Genomic DNA, 20,017 nt, shown 5'->3' on the forward strand with positions numbered 1-20,017 from the left:
TCCTGAGCCAGGATCAAACTCTCCAAAGAATTTGATATAGCTCTTTAAAAATGACGAAGCTTGCGCTTCATTCAAAAATTGTAAAACTTATTTTTGCCTCATCGTTCAGTTTTCAAAGTTCGTCTGTCGCTCATTGGCGACTCTTAAAATAATACAAGTCATCGACACAGTTGTCAACCACTTTTTTATTCTTTTCCGCTGCCATCAGCGGCAACGTTTATTACTTTACCGCATCCCTAAATAGAACGCAAGAGTTTTTGCAAAAGTTTTTCTAAAAAAGTTTTTAGCCTCTTTAAACCGGCAACCTTCTCCATAGAAAAACCTCTCGCCCGTAAGAGCGAGAGGTTAAAACGATTCTTTACTGTTGGTGTCTCATCGTCGGGAACAATAGAACATCACGAATCGATGGTGCATTCGTCAACAACATGACGAGGCGATCGATTCCGATTCCAAGACCACCCGTTGGTGGCATTCCGTATTCGAGCGCCTCAAGGAAATCGTTGTCCAATTCATGAGCTTCGTCATTCCCTGCTTCTTTCTCAAGAAGTTGAGCTTCGAAACGCTCACGCTGATCAATCGGATCATTCAATTCCGTGAAGGCGTTCGCATGTTCACGACGAACGATGAACAATTCAAATCGATCCGTGAAGCGTGGATCTGTATCGTTCTTTTTCGCCAATGGCGATACTTCGACAGGGTGACCTGTGACAAACGTCGGTTGTAACAATGTTTCTTCGACTTTCTGCTCAAAGAATTCATTGACGATGTGACCGAATGTCATGTGGTCTTGAAACTCGACACCGTGCTCTTTTGCAAGCGCACGTGCATCTTCATCAGACATCTGTTGCCAGAAATCGACGCCTGTTTCTTCTTTAACCAAGTCGACCATGTGCGCACGTTTCCAACCGATAGCCAAATGAATCGTATCTTCTCCATATTGAACGTCCGTCGTGCCAAGCACTTCTTGGGCTACGTGAGCTACGAGTTCTTCCGTCAAATCCATGATGTCATTATAGTCCGCATACGCTTCATACAATTCAATCATCGTGAACTCTGGGTTATGACGTGTTGAGATCCCCTCATTACGGAAGACACGGCCAATCTCATACACGCGCTCGAGACCACCGACAATCAAGCGCTTCAAATGAAGCTCGATGGCGATCCGCATATATAATTCCATATCAAGTGCATTATGGTGCGTCAAGAACGGACGGGCCGCCGCTCCACCTGCGATTGTATGCAACATCGGCGTTTCGACTTCCAAGTAACCGCGATGGTTCAAGAAATTCCGAATTTCCGAGATGATGCGGCTACGCAGAATAAACGTTTGACGCGAATCGTTATTCGTAATCAAATCCAAATAACGTTGACGATAGCGTTGCTCAACATCTTTTAAGCCATGGTATTTATCAGGAAGCGGACGAAGTGCTTTTGTTAAGAGTTCGAACTCTTCAACATGAATCGACAATTCGCCGACGTTCGTCTTGAACAACTTCCCTTTCACACCGACGATGTCACCAAGGTCAGATGATTTGAATAAATCGAACGGTTCGTCACCTACGTCATTTTTACGAACGTAAATTTGGATTTGTCCTGTGACGTCTTGGATGTGGGCAAAAAAGACTTTCCCTTTTCCACGTTTCGTCATGATTCGTCCGGCAAGCGTCACTTCGACGTCTTGTTCGGCCAAGGCTTCTTTTTCAATCGCCTCATATTGTTCATGTAATTCACCGGCGTGGGCAGAACGTTCGAACCGACGTCCGAACGGGTCAAGCCCTTGTTCACGCATCTCGGTCATTTTTTCAAACCGAACCTGCATTTGATCGTTCATTTCCAACTCGTGACTCACTACTCCATTCACTCCTCTATACGTATTGGGGATGTCTAATAAAAAACTGTCAGCCTCACGGCCAACAGCACAGCCTAAACCGTTTGCTTGTGTGGTTCACTTTTTCGCCAAACAAGCTTACCACAAATCAATTTTTTTCACTAGTTCACACTTCTTGCATTTGTCGCTCGAGCTGTTCCACAAAATGATACAACACGATGCCAAAAGCATCTCGCGATTCCGTTTCGTTGATTTGCTTCCGAACCGGGCCGCTGCCTTTCAACCCTTTCAAGTACCACGCCGCATGTTGACGCATCTCGCGAACGGCCGTCACTTCTCCTTTGATGGCAATCAAGCGATCGAGGTGCAACATACAGATGTCGATTTTTTCACGCGCCGCTGGTTCTGGCGGAAGTTCACCCGTTTCCAAATACTGCACCGTTTGATACAGCATCCATGGGTTACCAAGTGCTGCCCGCCCAATCATGACGGCATCGACACCGTAGTGATCAATCGCATGTTTTGCTTCTTGAGGTGTCGAGATATCGCCGTTACCGATAATCGGAACCGTCGCAATCTTCTTGGCTTCGCCAATCCAATCCCAATTCGCTGTTCCTTCATATTGTTGAGACCGCGTACGACCATGAATCGCAATCGCCGCCGCTCCTCCAGATTGAGCCGCCCGAACATTGTCGAGAATATAAATATGGTCTTCGTCCCAACCGAGGCGCATTTTGACCGTGACCGGCTTATCGACCGCTTGCGACACGGCGTTCACCATCTCATAAACTTTATCCGGGTCAAGCAACCATTTGGCACCCGCCTCACACTTCGTGACTTTCGGGACTGGGCAACCCATATTGATATCAATGATGTCCGCATTCGTGTTTTGATCCACGTACTGGGCCGCTCTGACGAGTGTGTCTTTCGAACCACCAAAAATCTGAAGGCTGAGCGGTTTTTCCCGTTCATCGACGTAGAGCATCCGGAGCGTTCTTGCGTTCTCCAATAAAATCCCTTTATCGCTGACCATTTCAGCACAGACGAGTCCCGCGCCAAATTCTTTAGCGATCAAACGAAACGCAGGGTTTGTCACTCCGGCCATCGGGGCAAGGACGGCGCGGTTCTTTATATCGATATTACCAATTTTGAACCCTGACACTTCTCCACTTCCTTTGCTAACGTTAAACCGAGTTGACCAATGATTGTAACGGTCCGAGACGGACGACATCTTGCCGTTCCGACTCAGGGAGGGCTTCAAGTAATGCCCGCACCGTCATTCCCTTTACCTCGACCACCGGAGCAATCTCCGCGAACGGGGCAAGTACAAAAGCGCGTTCATGCATCCGTGGATGCGGAACAGTTAACTGCTTCGATTGTATATCTTCGCTGTTATAGACCAAGATGTCAAGGTCGATTGTACGCGGTCCGTTTTTGAATAACCGCTCTCTCCCTAGGTCCCGTTCAATCTGTTGGAGTTGAAGCAAGGCCGCTTCCGCAGAAAAGGACGGCTCAACTTCGACGACCATATTGTAGAAAGATGGCTGATCTGTGTATCCGACCGGAGCCGTCTCATATACGGACGACTCTTTCATCACCTGAAGACCGTTTGCCGCCATCGCTTGAATCGCTTCTGCCAGATAGTTGGCACGCTCCCCGATGTTTGATCCCAGCGCTACGTACATCATACGTTCCGTCTCCGTGTCATCTCGATTGCGACTGAGTCATAATGACCCGGGATGGGCGGGTCCGGCTTGATCACTTTGACGGTGACGCTTTGGATCTTGTCGCTGTGGGCCAAGACAGCCGTCGTGATGCGCTCGCCCAGCGTCTCGAGCAGATTGACCGGCTCCCCAGTGACGATGTCTTCCGTCAATTGATAGAGTCCCGCGTAACTGACGCCGTCTGCCAAATCGTCCGATTGTCCGGCCGGCGCCAAATCCAACTCACACATTAAATCGATGTTGAACCGTTGACCGAGTCGATTCTCTTCTGCAAACACACCGTGATAGCCATAAAAACGCATCCCATCCACAAACATCTTATCCAATTTGTCCGCCTCCCAGCATCGCGTCCATCATGAGTGACGCTCGTTTATTCTCTCGTACGTCATGGACCCGAATCCACGCACAGCCTTTCATGATACCTAGACACGTCGTCGCCAGTGTCCCTTCCAGTCGTTCTTCGGTCGGTAGATCAAGCGCTTGCCCGATGAATGATTTCCGCGACGTCCCGAGTAACACCGGATAACCGAGGTTCGTGATCACGTCGAGTCGATTCATCAGTTCCATGTTTTGCGCATAGTCTTTCGCAAAGCCGATTCCCGGGTCTAACCAAATCATCTCATCCGGCACACCTGCCGCTTGAGCGATTTCAATCGATTCATACAAGTCACCGACGACCTCCTCGATGAAATGTCCATAATTTCGATTGTCGCGATTGTGCATCAAAATGATAGGAACATTAAACGCCCGTGCCACTTGTGCCATCGATTGATCACCCCACTTCGAGCCCCAGACGTCATTGATGATATCGGCCCCGGCTTCTAATGCTGCCTTTGCCACCACCGGTTTGTACGTATCGATCGAGATGAGCACGTCGAGCTCTTGCTTCAGTTGACGAATGACAGGAATGACTCGCTCGATTTCTTCTTCCGCCGAGACGAACCGGGCTCCCGGCCGTGTCGATTCCCCGCCGATATCAATCGCGTCCGCTCCGTCTTGAACGAGTTGCTTGGCGTGAGCGACCGCCTGTTCGAGCGCCGTATACCGTCCTCCGTCCGAAAACGAATCCGGTGTCACATTTAAAATTCCCATGATTTTTGTCATCGCGTTCCTTCCCTTTCAATCGCATGCAACAAGACAGACCAACATGCTTTAAATTTTACTCCGTCTTTTCCTGGATAACTGTTCCCGGCATAGTCTGTGACCGGAGCAATCTGTTGAACCGAATTGGTCAACCAAATCTCGTCTGCCTGTGTAAGTTCAGCAAACGTCACATCACGTTCCTTCACATCAAACGTATCCATCACCCAACGTCGCGTGACCCCAGCCAGAGGTCCCGTCGCGAGCGGCGTCGTCCAAAGTTGGTCAGCTTCGACCCAAAAGACGTTCGAAACGAGCCCTTCTACGACATGTCCTGAGTCATCGGCGAACAGTCCTTCCGCCTCCCGATCAACGAGCATGCGCTTCCCTAATATATTGTTCATATAATGATGGGATTTTAAGCGGAATGCCGCTTCGGGCCGACTTCTCGGAAACGGGATGGCTTCCAGCCGTTTTTCCGTGGGCTGGAACGATTCCGGTAACGGCTTGACGAGCAGTGTCACGTTCGGACGAGTGTAGCGTCCGTCGTAGAGTCCAAGTGGCGCCACCCCCGCGGACACGTTCAAGCGCACATACAGGTTCGGGGTCCCGTTTTGACGAACGACGTCTTGAATCGCCTGCTCCATCTCTTGTTTCGTATACGGTAAATCAATCCATAGTTCCGCTAAGCTCTTTTCGAGACGTTCCCAGTGAAGATCAAACAAGAACGGGATGCCATTGAACGTTCGAAACGTCTCGAACAGGCCCATCCCATATAAAAATCCGTGATCTTCCACCGGAATCGTTACTTCAGAGCTGCCCCGCAGTTCGCCATTATGCCAAAGCCACATGACGATACACCTCGACGAAATTACGAATCATGTCTTTGCCGTGTTCTGTCAAAACCGCTTCCGGATGAAACTGCACCCCTTCAATCGGTAACGTTTCATGCCGGAGTGCCATAATCTCTCCTAGGCCCGTCTCGGCCGTGACTTTCAAGCACGACGGTAAGGTATCTCGTTCGACCGCGAGCGAATGGTAGCGTGTCACGATTGTCTGTTGCGGGATGCCGTTAAACAGCGTGTTTCCGTCATGTTGAATCGCTGACGTCTTGCCATGCATGAGCCGCTCGGCATGGACGACTTTTCCGCCGAACGCTTGAGCAATCGCTTGATGTCCGAGACAGACGCCAAGGATTGGGAGGCGACCGGCAAACGCCTGAATCGCATCGATGCTGATACCCGCCTCACTCGGTGTGCACGGACCAGGCGAAATGACGAGATAACTTGGGGCGAGCGCTTCAATTTCCTCGATCGTGATGTCATCGTTACGACGGACGACGAGTTGTTCACCGAGCTCCCCAAAGTATTGAACTAAATTGTATGTGAACGAGTCATAGTTATCGATGAGTAAAATCATACCGTCGCCTCCGTCATTTCTTTCGCCGTCCATAGCGCTTTCGCCTTGGAAAGTGATTCGGCGTACTCCGCTTCAGGATCCGAATCAATCACAATCCCGGCACCCGCCTGAACATGGGCGATTCCGTCCTTCACGACCATCGTCCGAATCGTGATGTTGAACACGAGGTCATCATCCCAACTAAGCCAGCCGTATGAGCCGGTGTAAATCCCACGCCGGACCGGTTCGAGTTCCTCGATGATTTCCATCGTCCGGATTTTCGGCGCCCCGGTGATGGTGCCGCCCGGGAACATCGCGCCGAGTGCTTCGGCTCCCGATACGCCGTCCCGCATCAAACCGCGCACGTTCGAGACAATATGTTGGACGTGCGAGTACTTCTCGATGACCATCAGTTCATCGACATGCACTGTCCCGTAAGCCGCGACTTTGCCCAAGTCGTTTCGTTCAAGGTCGACGAGCATGACGTGTTCGGCCCGCTCTTTCTCATTGTCGAGCAGCGTCCGAGCCAGTTCCAGATCTTCCGCCTCATCCCGGCCTCGCGGTCTCGTTCCGGCGATCGGACGGGTCGAGATGGCGGCGCCATGTTTTTCAATCAACAGTTCTGGTGAAGCCGACACCATCGTGAGCGAGTCGTCAACGAAATAACCCATATACGGTGAAGGGTTCACTTTCCGGAGCGTGTCGTAGATGTGACGCGGGTGTGCGAGCAGCGGTTCCGACTGCCGGACGCTCAAATTCACTTGGAACACATCGCCCTCGACGATGTAGTCTTGAATCTTTTGCACGGCCGCAACGAATTCATCCTGTGACAGCGAACGGGATCGCTCGACCGTTCCGCTCGTAAGCGGCGGAAACGCATAATGTGTTTCTGTTCGCCAAAGGGCGGCAAAGCGCTCGAGCTTCGCCTCCGCTTGCTCATCGGCCGTGACCATCACGTATAAGAGCGATTCTTCTTCATCGAAGACCGCTACTTCATCGAACAGCAAGAATGAAACGTCCGGTGTTGCCAAATCGTCTTCCGCTTGCCGTGGTAAACGTTCGAGGGTACGGGCTACATCATAGCTCACATAACCGATCATCCCGCCGAAAAATGGGGGAGCACCAGCTGGCCGCTCGGTAGCGTAACGGGCTCGTACCGTTTCGACGATGTCGAGCGGCTCACCGTACAGTGTTTCGGTCGCCTCTACTGTGACGAACGTTCCGACCCCATCTTTCACGTGAAGCGTAGCGAACGGTTCGACACCGGCCATCGTATAGCGACCGACTCGTCCACTCTCTAGCCACGCGTAGTTGTTCTTTCCTTCGGTCAATGTCATGTACGTGTCGTACATTTTCTCTTTTGTCATGCGCATGGTTTTGAACGCTGTTTGTCTCACGCCACATTCCCCCGTTCCACTGATTCATGCCTTTAATTGTACACAAGAAAAGGCAGTTACCGAAAGAAGTTGTCTCCCGGTAACTGCCGTTTGTTTACGAGCGTACGCTATCTGATTCTTCATCGAATTGATAGAGCGGTGTGCTGAGGTAGCGTTCTCCGTTTGACGGGATAATCGCCAGCACGTTTTTCCCTTTGCCGAGACGTTTGGCCGTATCGACAGCGGCAGCGATCGCCGCCCCAGACGAGATGCCTCCGAGCACGCCGTTCGTTTTGGCCGCAAGACGTGCGTATTCGAACGCCTGATCGGTCGTGATTTGAAGGACACCTTCATAAATCTCCGTATCGAGAATCGACGGGATGAACCCGGCCCCGATCCCTTGGATTTTATGCGGGCCTGGTTTACCACCCGACAAGACCGGTGAATCGACCGGTTCGACCGCTAGGATTTGAACGTTCGGATAGTGGGCTTTCAACACTTTACCCGCTCCCGTGATTGTTCCACCTGTCCCGACGCCGGCGATGAACGCATCGACTTGAAGACCTGACGCATCGAACGCGTCGACGATTTCAGGTCCCGTCGTCATCTCGTGCACGTTCGGGTTGGCTTCATTGTTAAACTGCTGCGGGAGGAAATAACCGTTTTGTTCAGCCTCTTCCGTCGCACGGCGAATCGCTCCGCCCATCCCTTCAGGACCCGGCGTCAAAATGAGTTCGGCACCGTAGCCACGAAGCAAATTGCGACGTTCCATGCTCATCGTTTCCGGCATGACCAAAATCGCTTTATAGCCTTTGGCCGCACTGACCATGGCGAGACCGATTCCCGTGTTCCCACTGGTCGGTTCGATAATCGTATCTCCTGGTTTCAAGACCCCTTCTCGTTCCGCCGCTTCAATCATAGCGAGCGCAATCCGGTCTTTTACGCTAGAGCCCGGGTTCATATACTCCAATTTCAAGTAAACCGTGGCATCTTCAGCGCCAGTCAATCCATTCAACTTCACAATCGGTGTCTTTCCAATCAAGTCTGTTACTGAATCTACGATACGCATTTCATTTCCTCCTCCATAATTCCGACTATTCCGATATTGTAATCATACCCTATCAGATTCAAAATATGCAATTTGGAGCAAAGCGGTCAACGTGCTTGTTGTTTCATCGTTTCTAATTGTTCCGCCGAGAAGTGGTATTTCTCGCCACAGAAGTGACAAACCGCTTCAGCGCCGCCATCCTCTTCAATCATGTGACGAATCTCTTCGGCACCGAGCCCGATAATCGCGCTTTCCATACGGTCGCGACCACATGTGCAATTGAATTGGACCGGCTTTTGATCCAACACTTCGAGGCTGTCGCCAAGGAGCATATGGAGCATCTCTTCCGGTGTCTTCTCTTCTCCGATGAGCACCGACACTGGCGGGAACGTCTTGAGCGCCTGTTCAAGCGCTTGAATCGTCTCTTCTGACGCATCCGGCATCAATTGAACGATAATGCCACCGGCCGCAAGAATCGATTCATCTTCTGGAAGGACGAGCACACCCGCACCGACGACTGACGGTACTTGTTCTGACGTCGCAAAGTAGTACGTGAAGTCTTCGCTAATCTCACCCGTTTGAATCTCAGACGAGCCGCCGACAAAGTCTTTCAAACCGAGGTCTTTAATGACCGAAATCGTCCCGCGTCCGACGGCTTCACCGACTTTCAACTTCGTCAAACCGTGATCATTCACGAACGTGCCGCCTTCGACACGAGGATGTGACACGTAACCGCGCACGTCTCCCGCCGTATCGGCATCGACGATGATTTTCCCAATCGGTCCATCGCCTTCGACTTTGAGCGTCACGCGAGCGGCGCCTTTTTGCATCGCACCGATCATCGTCCCGATCGTCATCGTGCGCCCGAGCGCTGCTGAAGCGACCGGTGTCGTCTGGTGACGGAGTTGCGTTTCAAAGATCGTTTTCGTCGTCCGGACGGCAAACGCGCGGACTTCCCCGTTGAACCCGAGGGCACGGACGAGGTAATCGGCTTTCATTTGGTCAAGTAATGCTTGTTGTTCTGGTTGAATCATATCGAGTAACTCCTTTAAGTTTATTTCTGGTTGCGCTCATAGATGAGACGAAGCCCATCGAGCGTCAAAAATGAATCGACGACATCAATCGTCTCGGCATGCTCGCTAATCAAACGTGCGAGACCGCCCGTGGCAATCACGGTCGCTTCTCCGACTTCACGCTTCATACGACCGACAATGCCATCGACTTGTGCGACATAGCCGTAATACGTCCCGGACTGCATCGCTTGAATTGTATTTTTCCCAACGACCGTAGGCGGTGTCGCGAGCTCGATGCGCGGCAGCTTGGCCGCCCGTTGATAGAGCGCCTCGACCGAAATCATGATCCCCGGTGAAATGATGCCTCCGTGATAACGGCGGTTCTCATCAATATAGCAGTACGTCGTCGCCGTTCCGAAATCGACGATGATGAGCGGTCCATCATACTTGGCAATTCCAGCAACCGCGTTGACGATGCGGTCCGCTCCGACTTCACGCGGATTATCAACATGAATGTCGAGACCGGTTTTTACGCCGGGACCGACGACAATCGGTCGGACGTTAAAGTAGCGCTGCGACATCTGCTCGAGCGGAAAGATGACCGGCGGAACGACCGAAGACAGAATCACACCATCAATCTGATCGAATGAGACGTTCGAATGATCGAACAGTGATTTCACGAGCATGCCGTATTCATCGGTCGTTTTCGTGCGGTCTGTCGAGATGCGCCAATGATGGACGAGTGTCTCGCCGTCATACATCCCAAGGACAATATTTGTATTCCCAACATCAATCACTAAAATCATGATAGCGTTCCTCACTTTGTTGTCAATTACAGTTCGCTCGAATTATAACACGAAAAAAGACGAATGCCTTGTTTAGGGCATTCGTCTCTTACACTTACCGTGATTCGTTGTTCGGGCGTTCCGTCGGTGTCGCTTCCGGCTTATCGCCTTCAGGGACAACATCCGGCTTCGCTTCTTGAACGACTCCAGGCTGATCGATGACTTGTCCGCGCTTGACGGCCGCCTCATCTTTCTTCGCTTCGTCGCTTGCATCATCTTTCGATGGTTCAGACGGCTCTTCCGGTTCGTGCGGAAGGTATTCGCGCGTCTTAATCAAGTGACGAATCTGTTTCGAATCGAGCGTCTCGACTTCGAGCAACGTCTTCGCGACGAGCTCAAGATCGTCTTTACGATCCGTCAAGATTTGTTTCGCTTTGGCGTAACAACGGTTGATGATATCACGAATCTCGAGGTCGATGTCTTGTGCAATCGCATCCGAGTAGTTCTGTTCCGTTTGGAAGTCACGGCCGAGGAAGACTTGTCCACCATGGTTCGACCCAAGTTGGAGCGGCCCGAGCTTATCGCTCATCCCGTAATCCATGACCATCTTCCGGGCGATACCAGTCGCACGTTGGAAGTCATTACTTGCTCCTGTTGACACTTCACCGAAGATGACGTCTTCCGCCACGCGGCCCCCGAGGAGACCGACGATTTTATCTTCAAGCTCAGGTTTCGTCATGAAGTAGCGATCTTCTTTTGGAAGCATGACGACATAGCCGCCTGCGTTACCGCGAGGAACGATCGTCACTTTATGCACTTCATCTGCATTCTCAAGTTCAATCCCGATAATCGTATGACCCGCTTCATGATAGGCGACGATTTGGCGTTCTTTCTCCGAGATGACACGGCTCTTCTTAGAAGGACCAGCGATGACGCGGTCAATCGCTTCCTCGACATCCACGACTGATACCGCTGAACGGTCAGACCGGGCTGCGACGAGCGCCGCTTCGTTCAATAAGTTTTCAAGGTCAGCACCCGAGAATCCAGGCGTCCGCTGAGCAATCGACTTCAAGTCGACTGTCGAATCAAGTGGCTTGTTGCGCGCATGAACTTTAAGAACTTCTTCCCGACCTTTGACGTCTGGACGATCAACCGTGATTTGACGGTCAAAACGGCCCGGACGAAGCAAGGCTGGGTCAAGGATGTCCGGACGGTTCGTCGCGGCAACCATGATGATGCCTTCATTATCGCTAAATCCATCCATCTCGACGAGAAGTTGGTTAAGCGTTTGTTCACGTTCGTCATGGCCGCCACCGAGACCAGCGCCACGTTGACGTCCGACCGCATCGATTTCGTCGATAAAGATGATACACGGTGCATTCTTCTTCGCGTTCTCGAACAAGTCACGAACACGTGATGCCCCGACACCGACGAACATCTCAACGAAATCAGAACCTGAAATCGAGAAGAATGGAACACCAGCTTCGCCTGCTACAGCGCGGGCGAGGAGTGTCTTACCTGTTCCTGGAGGACCGACGAGCAAGACCCCTTTCGGAATCCGCGCCCCAAGTTTCGAGAACTTGCGAGGGTCTTTCAAGAATTCAACGACTTCGATGAGCTCTTGTTTCTCTTCGTCTGCTCCGGCGACGTCTTGGAACGTCACACGGCGCTTCTCTTGGTCGTATAGTTTTGCCTTCGATTTCCCGAAGTTCATCACACGACCGCCACCGCCGCCACCTTGGGCTTGGTTAAGCAAGAAGAAGAATAAGATGAAGATGATGATGAACGGTAAGATCGCAAACACGATGCTAAACCAGTTCCCACTCGACTCCGCCTCTTCGATTTGGATGTCAGTATCCGCGCGAAGTGACGAAAGCACTTCGGCGTATTCGGCCTCGTTGGCCGGGATATTCGTTTCAAAACGCTGATCTTCGTCTCCTGTTAGATCTCCTGTGATTGAGATAGCTCCCGGAATTTCTTGTACGGTTGCCGTTTCAATCCGACCTTCTTCCACATATTCCAAGAACTTCGAATACGTAAGCGTCTCGCTCTGGCTATTCGGGTTTTGTAAATATTGAAGGAACAAGATCAAGGCTAGGAAAATCACACCGAAAACTAAGGTGTTTTTCACTGCACGATTCATTCTCTGCCTCCTATTCCGAGAAACGATGTTCTCGCCCATTCAGTATATGTGTATACTTTGGGTATTTCTTTTATCTTAACACGACGCATTTTCAAAAGAAAAACGTTAGCCCCCGTAAATGCTCGGCTTGAGCACACCGACGTACGGAAGGTTACGATATTTCTCTTCGTAATCGAGACCATAGCCGACAACAAACTCGTGCGGAATCACGAAACCGCTATAATCTGCCGACAATCCGTTCTTGCGGCCCGTCGGTTTATCGAGAAGCGTCACGATTTTAACCGATTTGGCTTTGCGGTACTTGAGCAGGTCGACGAGATAGCCGAGCGTGAGTCCACTATCAATGATATCTTCTACAATCAAGATGTCGCGTCCTTCTACAGATGTATTTAAATCTTTCTCAATTTTAACTTCACCCGTCGATGACGTTCCGCCATGGTACGTCGACACGTCCATGAAATCCATTTCTAAATGGATGTCCATTTCTTTGACGAGGTCTGACATGAATGGCATCGCACCTTTTAACACGCAGACGAGGAGTGGGAACTCTTCTTTATATTCTTCGCTAAGTGCTGTAGCGAGTTCTTTCACTTTACCTTGAATCTCTTCGCTTGAAATCAGTACTTTCTCCATATCGTTCATTAATGACATCTTAAAATCCTCCTCTTTCTTATCCGACACAATCATCATTTTACCATTAATCGTGGGCACACCGCACCCGACTTATCCGGAAAATCGGAAACTCTTACCCCTACTATAGCGATAATCCGTCCCGTTGCGTCAACTACCAATGGGACAAAAGGCCGTTTTTCTCGCGGAATCTTCGCGTCAATGAAGATGCGGGCGACTTTTTTCGTCCCGACGGACAGTTTCATTGCATCTCCAGCCTCGACAGAACGGATGATCAACGGCAACTCGATCGCCTCGAGCGGGATGCCATGTGCCTCTTCGACGATTTCAAGTGAAAATCGACTCTCACCGAACGTTACGCATGCCGGGAACGTCGTCACCACTAGTTCAGTCGGGAGAGGCAGCGGTCGATCGGTTGTCTGCAATGACAAGTTTCCACCTTGTTTCCAAAGTTGCCACGGACCTTCTAAATCAAAGTGTCCTGACCCTCGTGGATTCTCAAGAAGACGTTCCATCGCTTCTCCTACCTCTACCCCATATCGAGTAGAGAGCAATCGCCCCACGACGTGTCGCTCAAACCGATCTAAACCGAGCACGTCGTCTAGTTTCACATGAAACGCTTTCATCTCAAAATGAACTGAGGTATCCATCCACATCTCCATCCGTCGATAACGAGCGTCCCATAGTTCGCGCTGGCGCCTTGCCGTCTCGCTCACGACGTAAACGAGATCCGGTCGAGCGGCGAGGAGTTGCGGGACGAGCTGATGCCGCAGCTTGTTTCGTAAGTAATCCGCTTCGGCATTGCTCGCATCTTCTCGCCATTCGAGACGATGTCGATTGGCGTAGGCAATCAGTTCCCGCTTCGGTTCCGATAAGAGCGGACGAACGAGTTCTCCTCCTGCGAACGGACGACGCTCAGGAATCCCCGTCACTTCGACGACGTTACGCTGCAGTTGAATGAGGACGGTCTCGAGTTGGTCATCCGCGTGATGGGCCGTCATCAGTTGTGTATAGTCGAACTTCTGCATAACCTGTTCAAAGAACGCATATCGTGCCGTCCGGTAACTCGCCTGCGAACCGCCGTTCGGGAAAGCGAGCCGTTTGCCATGAAATGGCACGTCGTACTTGTCGGCCAAACGTCGCACAAATTCATACTCTTCATCCGACTCGGGACGCAGTCCATGATGGACATGGGCCACGCCCACTTCCATACCGTTCCGAATGACCCGATCCAACAAGACGACCGAATCGATTCCACCGGACACGGCAACCAATACTCTCGTCATCCGTCCGCCTCCTTGATATAACAAAAGAAGCCATCTCGAGTGAGATGGCTTCTTTTCGCTTAGGTAAGTGACCCGTACGGGATTCGAACCCGTGTTACCGCCGTGAAAGGGCGGTGTCTTAACCGCTTGACCAACGGGCCTAAATAAAAATGGTAGCGGCGGAGGGAGTCGAACCCACGACCTCACGGGTATGAACCGTACGCTCTAGCCAGCTGAGCTACACCGCCATGTTATTGTTGTGTCCTAAGCACATTTTCTATAATAACCAGTACCCACGCCAGTGTCAATTCTTTTTTAAAGGTTTTTTCACAAAAAAATCGTGTATAGTGTCGTCTTATCCACTATACACGATTTTCAGTTCGTTGTGCATCACGCTTCTGACGTCGTCAGCCGATATTTTTTCTTCCAAGCGATGCGGAAATATCCCCATAGCAGGAAGAAGCAAGCGGTTGAGACGAACGCCAAATAGATGATTGCTTGTTGCAAGTACTGCCAACCGTCCGCTGACAAGATTTCTTTATAGCCCGATACGGTGTATGTCATCGGCAACCAGGCGTTAAACGGTTGGAGGGCGCTCGGAATCAGTTCGAGCGGGAACGTTCCAGCCGACGTCGTCAATTGAAGGATCAATAAGACGATGGCGACGAACCGGCCCGGATTTCCGAGCGTCGTGACGAGCAGCTGCACGATCAAGAGGAACGTGATGCTGACGAGCCAACTGAATCCGAAGAACTGGAGCGGCGCCTCGACTTCAAGTCCGAGCAACATGACCATCGCCACATCCAAGACGAGCGCTTGAATAAATCCGATAACGAGCAACACACCCGATTTCGAGACGAGCCATGACAGGCTGCGTTTCGGTTTTCCAGCCGGATCGTACAGCGGATAGACGATCGAGAGCAAGAGCGCCCCGACGAATAGCCCGAGTGACATGAAGTACGGTGCAAAACCCGTTCCGTAGTTCGGGACCTTGTGAATCGATTCGTTGACGACCGTGACCGGTCCGGCCATCATGTCGACGTTATCGTCTCGGATGTCGATCGCGGCCGCTTCGGCCCCATCGGCGAGCGCGTCCCGTAACTTGCTGTTACCAGCCGCAAGTTCGGACACTCCGTCTGCGAGCTGGTCGCTACCTGACTGGAGGTCTTTACCGCCCTCTGCCAAACGTACAGCCCCGTTCGCGAGTGTATTCGTGCCCGCGCCGGCGCTCTTCGCCCCGTCTGCGAGTTTCGAACTCCCCTCTGACAAGGCGCCCGTCGCCTCGGTCAACTGCGTACTGCCGGACGCGAGTTCGGCGGTCCCGTCTTTCAACGCTCCGACGCCGGCGTTTAAGCGATTGCTTGCCGAAGCCAACTCTTTCGAACTCACGGCTGCCGTTTGCGCCCCTTGTTCCACTTGGTTCGACCCATCCGCCAACGCCTGTGCCCCGCTTGCGAGTTCGGCTTGTCCGTCACGTAACGTCAACAGTCCCGAAGCGAGTTCATTGGCACCAGCCTCTGCTTGCGTCAATCCGTCACCGAGCGCGGCCTGTCCTTCTTTCACACGCGTCGCTCCCGCGGACAGTGCATCGAATCCAGCGGCTGTCGCTGTTTGACCTTCCGCCAATTGGGCCACAATCGCCTGTAGCATCTCTGGTGAAGCAGGTTGCCCTGCCTCGGCGAGTGCTGACAGCTGGGTCATCAACTGATCTTGACTGGCCAACACTTCTGTTTTCATCTGACCGATTCCGGCCACGAGTTCCGTCTCTCCTGCCATCAAGGCGGCATTCCCTTCTTTCGCCGCCGTCATCGCGGCCGCCAATTCATTTGAACCGGCACTCAATTGCTCACTGCCGTCCTTCGAACGCTGAATCCCGGCCGCGAGTTGTTGAACGCCTTGATTGAGAGAAGCCGTCCCGCTGTGCAATTCCTCCAACTTCGAGGCGAACGTGTCTGTCCCTTCGACAAGTTGGCTCGTTCCGTCTTGAAGGGCAGACGCCCCGTCATTCACTTGACGTGCCCCGTCTGATAAGGCGGCGCTACCTGCATAAACTTGCTGGCTTCCCTTCGCCAACTCCGTCGTCCCTGTCTCGAGTTGGGCCACACCTTCATTCAGCCGACTCGCCCCGTCAGCCAATTCTTGTTGTTTTGAAGCGAGCAATGCGGTCCCGTCGGCCAATTGGGTCGCCCCCTGTTCGGCCGTCTGCGATCCATCTGCTAGTTTTCCCGCCCCAGCCGCCGCTTCATCGAGTCCAGCAGCGGCATCTTGAATCCCGTCACGCATCGCACTGACGTACTGTTTCGCGACTTCGGTCGACAGTTCACCTTTCACTTGCTCCATCGCGGAACCGCCGATTTGAGCCGCTAAAAAGTTATACGATTCATTGGCGATATATTTGAGTTCAAGCTTCTCAGGTTGTTCGCTGAGCGCCGTCGTCGCTTTTTCTGAGAAGTTTGCCGGAATCTCAATCGCCATGTAATAGTCATGATCGTTCAACCCTGACTCGGCTTCTTGTTTCGTCGTCTCGATAAATTCGAACGCCTCAGACGTCTTTAACTTCTCAACGAGTTCGTCCCCGACGGCAAGTTGCTCCCCGTCGAACGTCGCTCCCTGGTCTTCGTTCACGATCGCCACCGGCAAGTCTTTCATCTGTCCATACGGATCCCAAAACGCCCATAAGAACATCCCGGCATACATGAGCGGGACGAGTGCGACCGCGAGAATCGGGACCCAGACCCGAGGATTCTTCCCGATGCTTCTCCATTCCGCCAACCACAGTTTCCATCCATTCATTTTCATTCTCACCTTTCACTTATAAAACATAACTATTTTTTCATGTTCCCTATTGTGCTCGCTTCTCCGAAAAAATGCAACCCTTTTTAGTTATTTTTCATAACAAAAAAAAAAAAAAGAATCAAAAAAAACCACAGACTATAAAAGTCTGTGGTTCGTCGTCTTCTTGAGGAAGACCGTCTATCGTTACGAGTAGAAGCTGATGGTTTACGAAGGGTTACCCGCGCTTGGCTCCACGTCCACCGCGTTTTGAGTCGGTTTGACGTTTTAACGTTGTCAAGCGCTCGTCGCTATCTTTCAAGAACTTGCTCATCAACGTATCGAACGTTTCTGGTTCACGGCGTACTTCACGACGTCCGCCGCCACCACGTGGACCGCCACCGCGAGGACCGCCGCCACCGCGTGGGCCACCTTGTCCTGGACCACCTGGGCGTGGGCCGCCTTGACCCGGGCCGCCTGGGCGTGGGCCACGAGAGAAACGCTCGCCGGCTGGGCGCTCTGGGCGTTCACTGACAGGACGATCGACGGCCTTTTTGATAGACAACCCGATTTTGCCATCGTTTTCGACGTTCAAGATTTTGACCGTCACTTCTTGACCGACCGTTAGAACCTCATTGATGTCTTTGACGTAAGAATCTGCCACTTCACTGATGTGCACCAAACCCGTTTTGCCATTTGGAAGCTCTACGAACGCTCCGAAATGCGTAATCCCTGTAACCTTACCTTGTACCTTGCTTCCTACTTCAATTGACATAAAATAATGTACTCCTTTTTTGATTGATTCCCTACAATTATACGAGTCGATTCGTCAACGGTCAACGAACCCACTTATTCCTCTGGTGAGAAGTAAAAAATAATCTCGCCATCTTTCGAGAACAACAACTCGTTGCGCGCTAGATTGGCGATGTATTCTTCGTCTTGTAAACGCTCGACCTGCTCTTTTAGTTCTGACTGTTCGTCCTTCGTTTCCCGAAGTTCGACTTGCGCTTCATTTTGTTTCCGTTCTTGCTCGGACACATATCCGACTTTCGAGAAGTAACTCTGACCGATGAAGACAATCATCAACAAAAAGAGAAGCGAGGCTGCAGCCAGGCGGCGTCGAAGATGGATACGTTGCCGGTTCTGTTCTTTTTCCAGCTGTTCTCTTCGTTCATCAAGAGCCCGAATCCGCTGTTTGCGTTCCATCGGGTTACGTCCATTCATCGAATCACCTTCCTCCTGTCCTGTTACGTTCAGTATACCTTTTTTTTACGCTTCCGTACCACTGTTCACCTTTTCTTCTTTGAGCAAGCGGTACATTTCTTTCGCGTCCTCTTTTCGAGCATGCTCGGCAATCGAGTCGATGACAACCGTGACGAGCTTGTTTCCGAAGCGAATTTGCAACTCGTCACCGACTTTGACGTCCGTGCTCGCTTTCGCCACTTGTCCGTTCAACTGAATTCGGCCTTGGTCGGCAACTTCTTTCGCCAATGTGCGCCGTTTAATCAAACGGGATACTTTCAAAAACTTGTCTAATCTCATAATCCCTTCTCCTTCGCTTCATCCCAGAGCCGATCCATCTCGTCGAGCGTCATCTCGTCGAGGGAGCCGTTCGCTTCAATGTATTCGAATCGTCTCTTAAATTTTTGGTTGGTCCGTTCGAGCGCCTGCTCAGCGTTCAACTTGAAATAGCGCGCCACGTTGACGATTGAGAACAGGACATCGCCAAGTTCTCGTTCATCTTCCGGCTGACTTCTCCACTCGCGGAGTTCTTCTTCCAACTTCTCGAACGCACCTTGAACATCGTCCCATTCGAAACCGACTTGTGCAGCTTTTTTCTGCAACTGCTCGGCCCGCATCAACCCGGGTTGAGTCATGAGGACACCATCTAGCTGCGATTTTCTTTTTTCCCCTTTTTCCACTTGTTTAATCGCATTCCAATTCGTCACGACGTCATCGGCATCGTTTACTATCACGTCACCGAACACGTGGGGGTGACGGCGGACCATCTTCTCGCTGACGGCGCCAATGACGTCCCGGATATCAAAATAGCCTTCGTCCGCCCCGATTTGGGCGTGGAGCATGACTTGAAGCAAAACGTCACCGAGCTCTTCGACAATGGCATCATCGTCTTCCGCGTCAATCGCTTCAATCAACTCATATGCTTCTTCAAGCAAATATTTGCGGAGCGACTCGTGCGTCTGCTTCCGATCCCATGGGCACCCGTCCGGTCCGCGGAGCGTCGCAATGATATGCTTCAACGTCGAAAACTCGCGCGCCAAATGCGTCTCATCCATGAGCGGCGGCACATAGAGCGTCGTCAAGTTGTCGACTTCTGCCACGCGGTCCATCTCGTAGAGCGGGATTTCACTGACCCGCTCGCGTTTCGTCCCGGCGGCCGTCACGAGTTTAACGATGTGCTCATCTGGATAACGTTCCATCAACTGGACTTTCACGTCTCCGGCCACGAACCCGTCATACACTTGGCCAATCAACACATGTTGGGTCACTTGAATCCGTTCGACATCGAGCGCGGTCGCATCAAGCAATTGGAAGCCGTTAATCGGATCGATGCGCAGGGCTTGGAACATGGCGTCCAAAAAGCTCTGACCGCCGAGAAACGTGACGTCCGCACCTTGCTCGACGAGCAGCTCGACCGTCCGCTCCGCTACGAACGGATGACCTGGTACAGCATAGGTGATGGCTAGCTCTTCGCTCTTTTCAAGCAACGTCTCAACGATTTTGGCATACACTTCCTCAAACGTATCGCACGACTCGTAAATCGAGTCGAACGATTCAAAGTGGACCCCTTCCGTCTCCAGCTCTTGGACAACCGGATGTTCTTTCGTGCGCAACCAAACGAGTGGTTGCTGCTTCAAATGACGATAGACACCGAGCGGTAGTTGATCAAGTTCGCCAGACCCGAGGCCGACGACCGTAATTCCGTAACTCATA

19 protein-coding genes and 2 tRNA genes are annotated in these 20,017 nt (G+C 51.7%); all 21 read right to left on the bottom strand.

What is annotated here, in order from left to right:
• Positions 1 to 358: 358 nt before the first annotated feature.
• Positions 359 to 1,849: a lysine--tRNA ligase gene (lysS, locus tag KNP64_RS14180; RefSeq protein ID WP_214794101.1), complete on the bottom strand. Its 1,491-nt coding sequence runs from the start codon at positions 1,847 to 1,849 to the stop codon at positions 359 to 361.
• A gap of 145 nt (positions 1,850 to 1,994) precedes the next feature.
• Entirely contained in the window at positions 1,995 to 2,933 is a 939-nt protein-coding gene (gene dusB / locus KNP64_RS14185) for a tRNA dihydrouridine synthase DusB (protein WP_233005531.1), read from the bottom strand.
• A 79-nt stretch (positions 2,934 to 3,012) separates the two neighbouring features.
• The gene (folK, locus tag KNP64_RS14190) at positions 3,013 to 3,516 is read right to left on the bottom strand and encodes a 2-amino-4-hydroxy-6-hydroxymethyldihydropteridine diphosphokinase (protein ID WP_214709908.1); all 504 of its coding nucleotides are present in this window, start codon (positions 3,514 to 3,516) and stop codon (positions 3,013 to 3,015) included.
• Complete coding sequence (gene folB, locus KNP64_RS14195) at positions 3,513 to 3,878, bottom strand: dihydroneopterin aldolase (RefSeq protein WP_214709906.1); 366 nt, start codon at positions 3,876 to 3,878, stop codon at positions 3,513 to 3,515. The genes folK and folB overlap by 4 nt, the downstream gene beginning before the upstream one ends.
• Positions 3,871 to 4,656 (bottom strand): dihydropteroate synthase, encoded by a 786-nt coding sequence (gene folP, locus KNP64_RS14200; RefSeq protein ID WP_214709904.1) that lies wholly within the window; start codon positions 4,654 to 4,656, stop codon positions 3,871 to 3,873. Before folP ends, folB begins: the two co-directional genes overlap by 8 nt.
• Positions 4,653 to 5,483, bottom strand: coding sequence for an aminotransferase class IV (locus KNP64_RS14205; RefSeq protein WP_214764659.1), 831 nt, complete (start codon positions 5,481 to 5,483; stop codon positions 4,653 to 4,655). The genes folP and KNP64_RS14205 overlap by 4 nt, the downstream gene beginning before the upstream one ends.
• Entirely contained in the window at positions 5,467 to 6,051 is a 585-nt protein-coding gene (pabA, locus tag KNP64_RS14210) for an aminodeoxychorismate/anthranilate synthase component II (protein ID WP_214764660.1), read from the bottom strand. The genes KNP64_RS14205 and pabA overlap by 17 nt, the downstream gene beginning before the upstream one ends.
• The gene (locus KNP64_RS14215; RefSeq protein ID WP_214764661.1) at positions 6,048 to 7,427 is read right to left on the bottom strand and encodes an anthranilate synthase component I family protein; all 1,380 of its coding nucleotides are present in this window, start codon (positions 7,425 to 7,427) and stop codon (positions 6,048 to 6,050) included. The genes pabA and KNP64_RS14215 overlap by 4 nt, the downstream gene beginning before the upstream one ends.
• 94 nt (positions 7,428 to 7,521) lie before the next feature.
• The gene (gene cysK, locus KNP64_RS14220) at positions 7,522 to 8,475 is read right to left on the bottom strand and encodes a cysteine synthase A (protein ID WP_021068192.1); all 954 of its coding nucleotides are present in this window, start codon (positions 8,473 to 8,475) and stop codon (positions 7,522 to 7,524) included.
• An 86-nt stretch (positions 8,476 to 8,561) separates the two neighbouring features.
• Positions 8,562 to 9,488 (bottom strand): Hsp33 family molecular chaperone HslO, encoded by a 927-nt coding sequence (gene hslO, locus KNP64_RS14225; RefSeq protein WP_051627654.1) that lies wholly within the window; start codon positions 9,486 to 9,488, stop codon positions 8,562 to 8,564.
• A gap of 20 nt (positions 9,489 to 9,508) precedes the next feature.
• On the bottom strand, positions 9,509 to 10,273 hold the full coding sequence (locus KNP64_RS14230; protein WP_021068190.1) for a type III pantothenate kinase: 765 nt from the start codon (positions 10,271 to 10,273) through the stop codon (positions 9,509 to 9,511).
• A 94-nt stretch (positions 10,274 to 10,367) separates the two neighbouring features.
• Positions 10,368 to 12,395: an ATP-dependent zinc metalloprotease FtsH gene (gene ftsH, locus KNP64_RS14235; protein ID WP_214794098.1), complete on the bottom strand. Its 2,028-nt coding sequence runs from the start codon at positions 12,393 to 12,395 to the stop codon at positions 10,368 to 10,370.
• Between the two features lie 105 nt (positions 12,396 to 12,500).
• On the bottom strand, positions 12,501 to 13,046 hold the full coding sequence (hpt, locus tag KNP64_RS14240) for a hypoxanthine phosphoribosyltransferase (RefSeq protein ID WP_214794095.1): 546 nt from the start codon (positions 13,044 to 13,046) through the stop codon (positions 12,501 to 12,503).
• 35 nt (positions 13,047 to 13,081) lie between these two features.
• The gene (gene tilS / locus KNP64_RS14245; RefSeq protein WP_251126472.1) at positions 13,082 to 14,311 is read right to left on the bottom strand and encodes a tRNA lysidine(34) synthetase TilS; all 1,230 of its coding nucleotides are present in this window, start codon (positions 14,309 to 14,311) and stop codon (positions 13,082 to 13,084) included.
• A gap of 68 nt (positions 14,312 to 14,379) precedes the next feature.
• Positions 14,380 to 14,451, bottom strand: a tRNA-Glu gene (locus tag KNP64_RS14250).
• Positions 14,452 to 14,461: 10 nt separating this feature from the next.
• Positions 14,462 to 14,538 (bottom strand) — tRNA-Met (locus tag KNP64_RS14255).
• A gap of 142 nt (positions 14,539 to 14,680) precedes the next feature.
• Entirely contained in the window at positions 14,681 to 17,083 is a 2,403-nt protein-coding gene (locus tag KNP64_RS14260) for a YhgE/Pip domain-containing protein (protein ID WP_214794089.1), read from the bottom strand.
• A 217-nt stretch (positions 17,084 to 17,300) separates the two neighbouring features.
• Positions 17,301 to 17,837 (bottom strand): S1 domain-containing RNA-binding protein, encoded by a 537-nt coding sequence (locus KNP64_RS14265; RefSeq protein WP_034781804.1) that lies wholly within the window; start codon positions 17,835 to 17,837, stop codon positions 17,301 to 17,303.
• Between the two features lie 74 nt (positions 17,838 to 17,911).
• The gene (locus KNP64_RS14270; protein WP_034781803.1) at positions 17,912 to 18,286 is read right to left on the bottom strand and encodes an FtsB family cell division protein; all 375 of its coding nucleotides are present in this window, start codon (positions 18,284 to 18,286) and stop codon (positions 17,912 to 17,914) included.
• Positions 18,287 to 18,331: 45 nt separating this feature from the next.
• A complete protein-coding gene (locus KNP64_RS14275) occupies positions 18,332 to 18,604 on the bottom strand; it encodes an RNA-binding S4 domain-containing protein (protein ID WP_021065741.1) in 273 nt (90 codons plus the stop codon).
• Complete coding sequence (yabN, locus tag KNP64_RS14280; protein WP_214764665.1) at positions 18,601 to 20,016, bottom strand: bifunctional methyltransferase/pyrophosphohydrolase YabN; 1,416 nt, start codon at positions 20,014 to 20,016, stop codon at positions 18,601 to 18,603. Before yabN ends, KNP64_RS14275 begins: the two co-directional genes overlap by 4 nt.
• Between the last annotated feature and the right edge of the window lies 1 nt (position 20,017).

It is taken from the genome of Exiguobacterium sp. s64 (assembly GCF_018618035.1).
Lineage (GTDB): Bacteria > Bacillota > Bacilli > Exiguobacteriales > Exiguobacteriaceae > Exiguobacterium > Exiguobacterium mexicanum_A.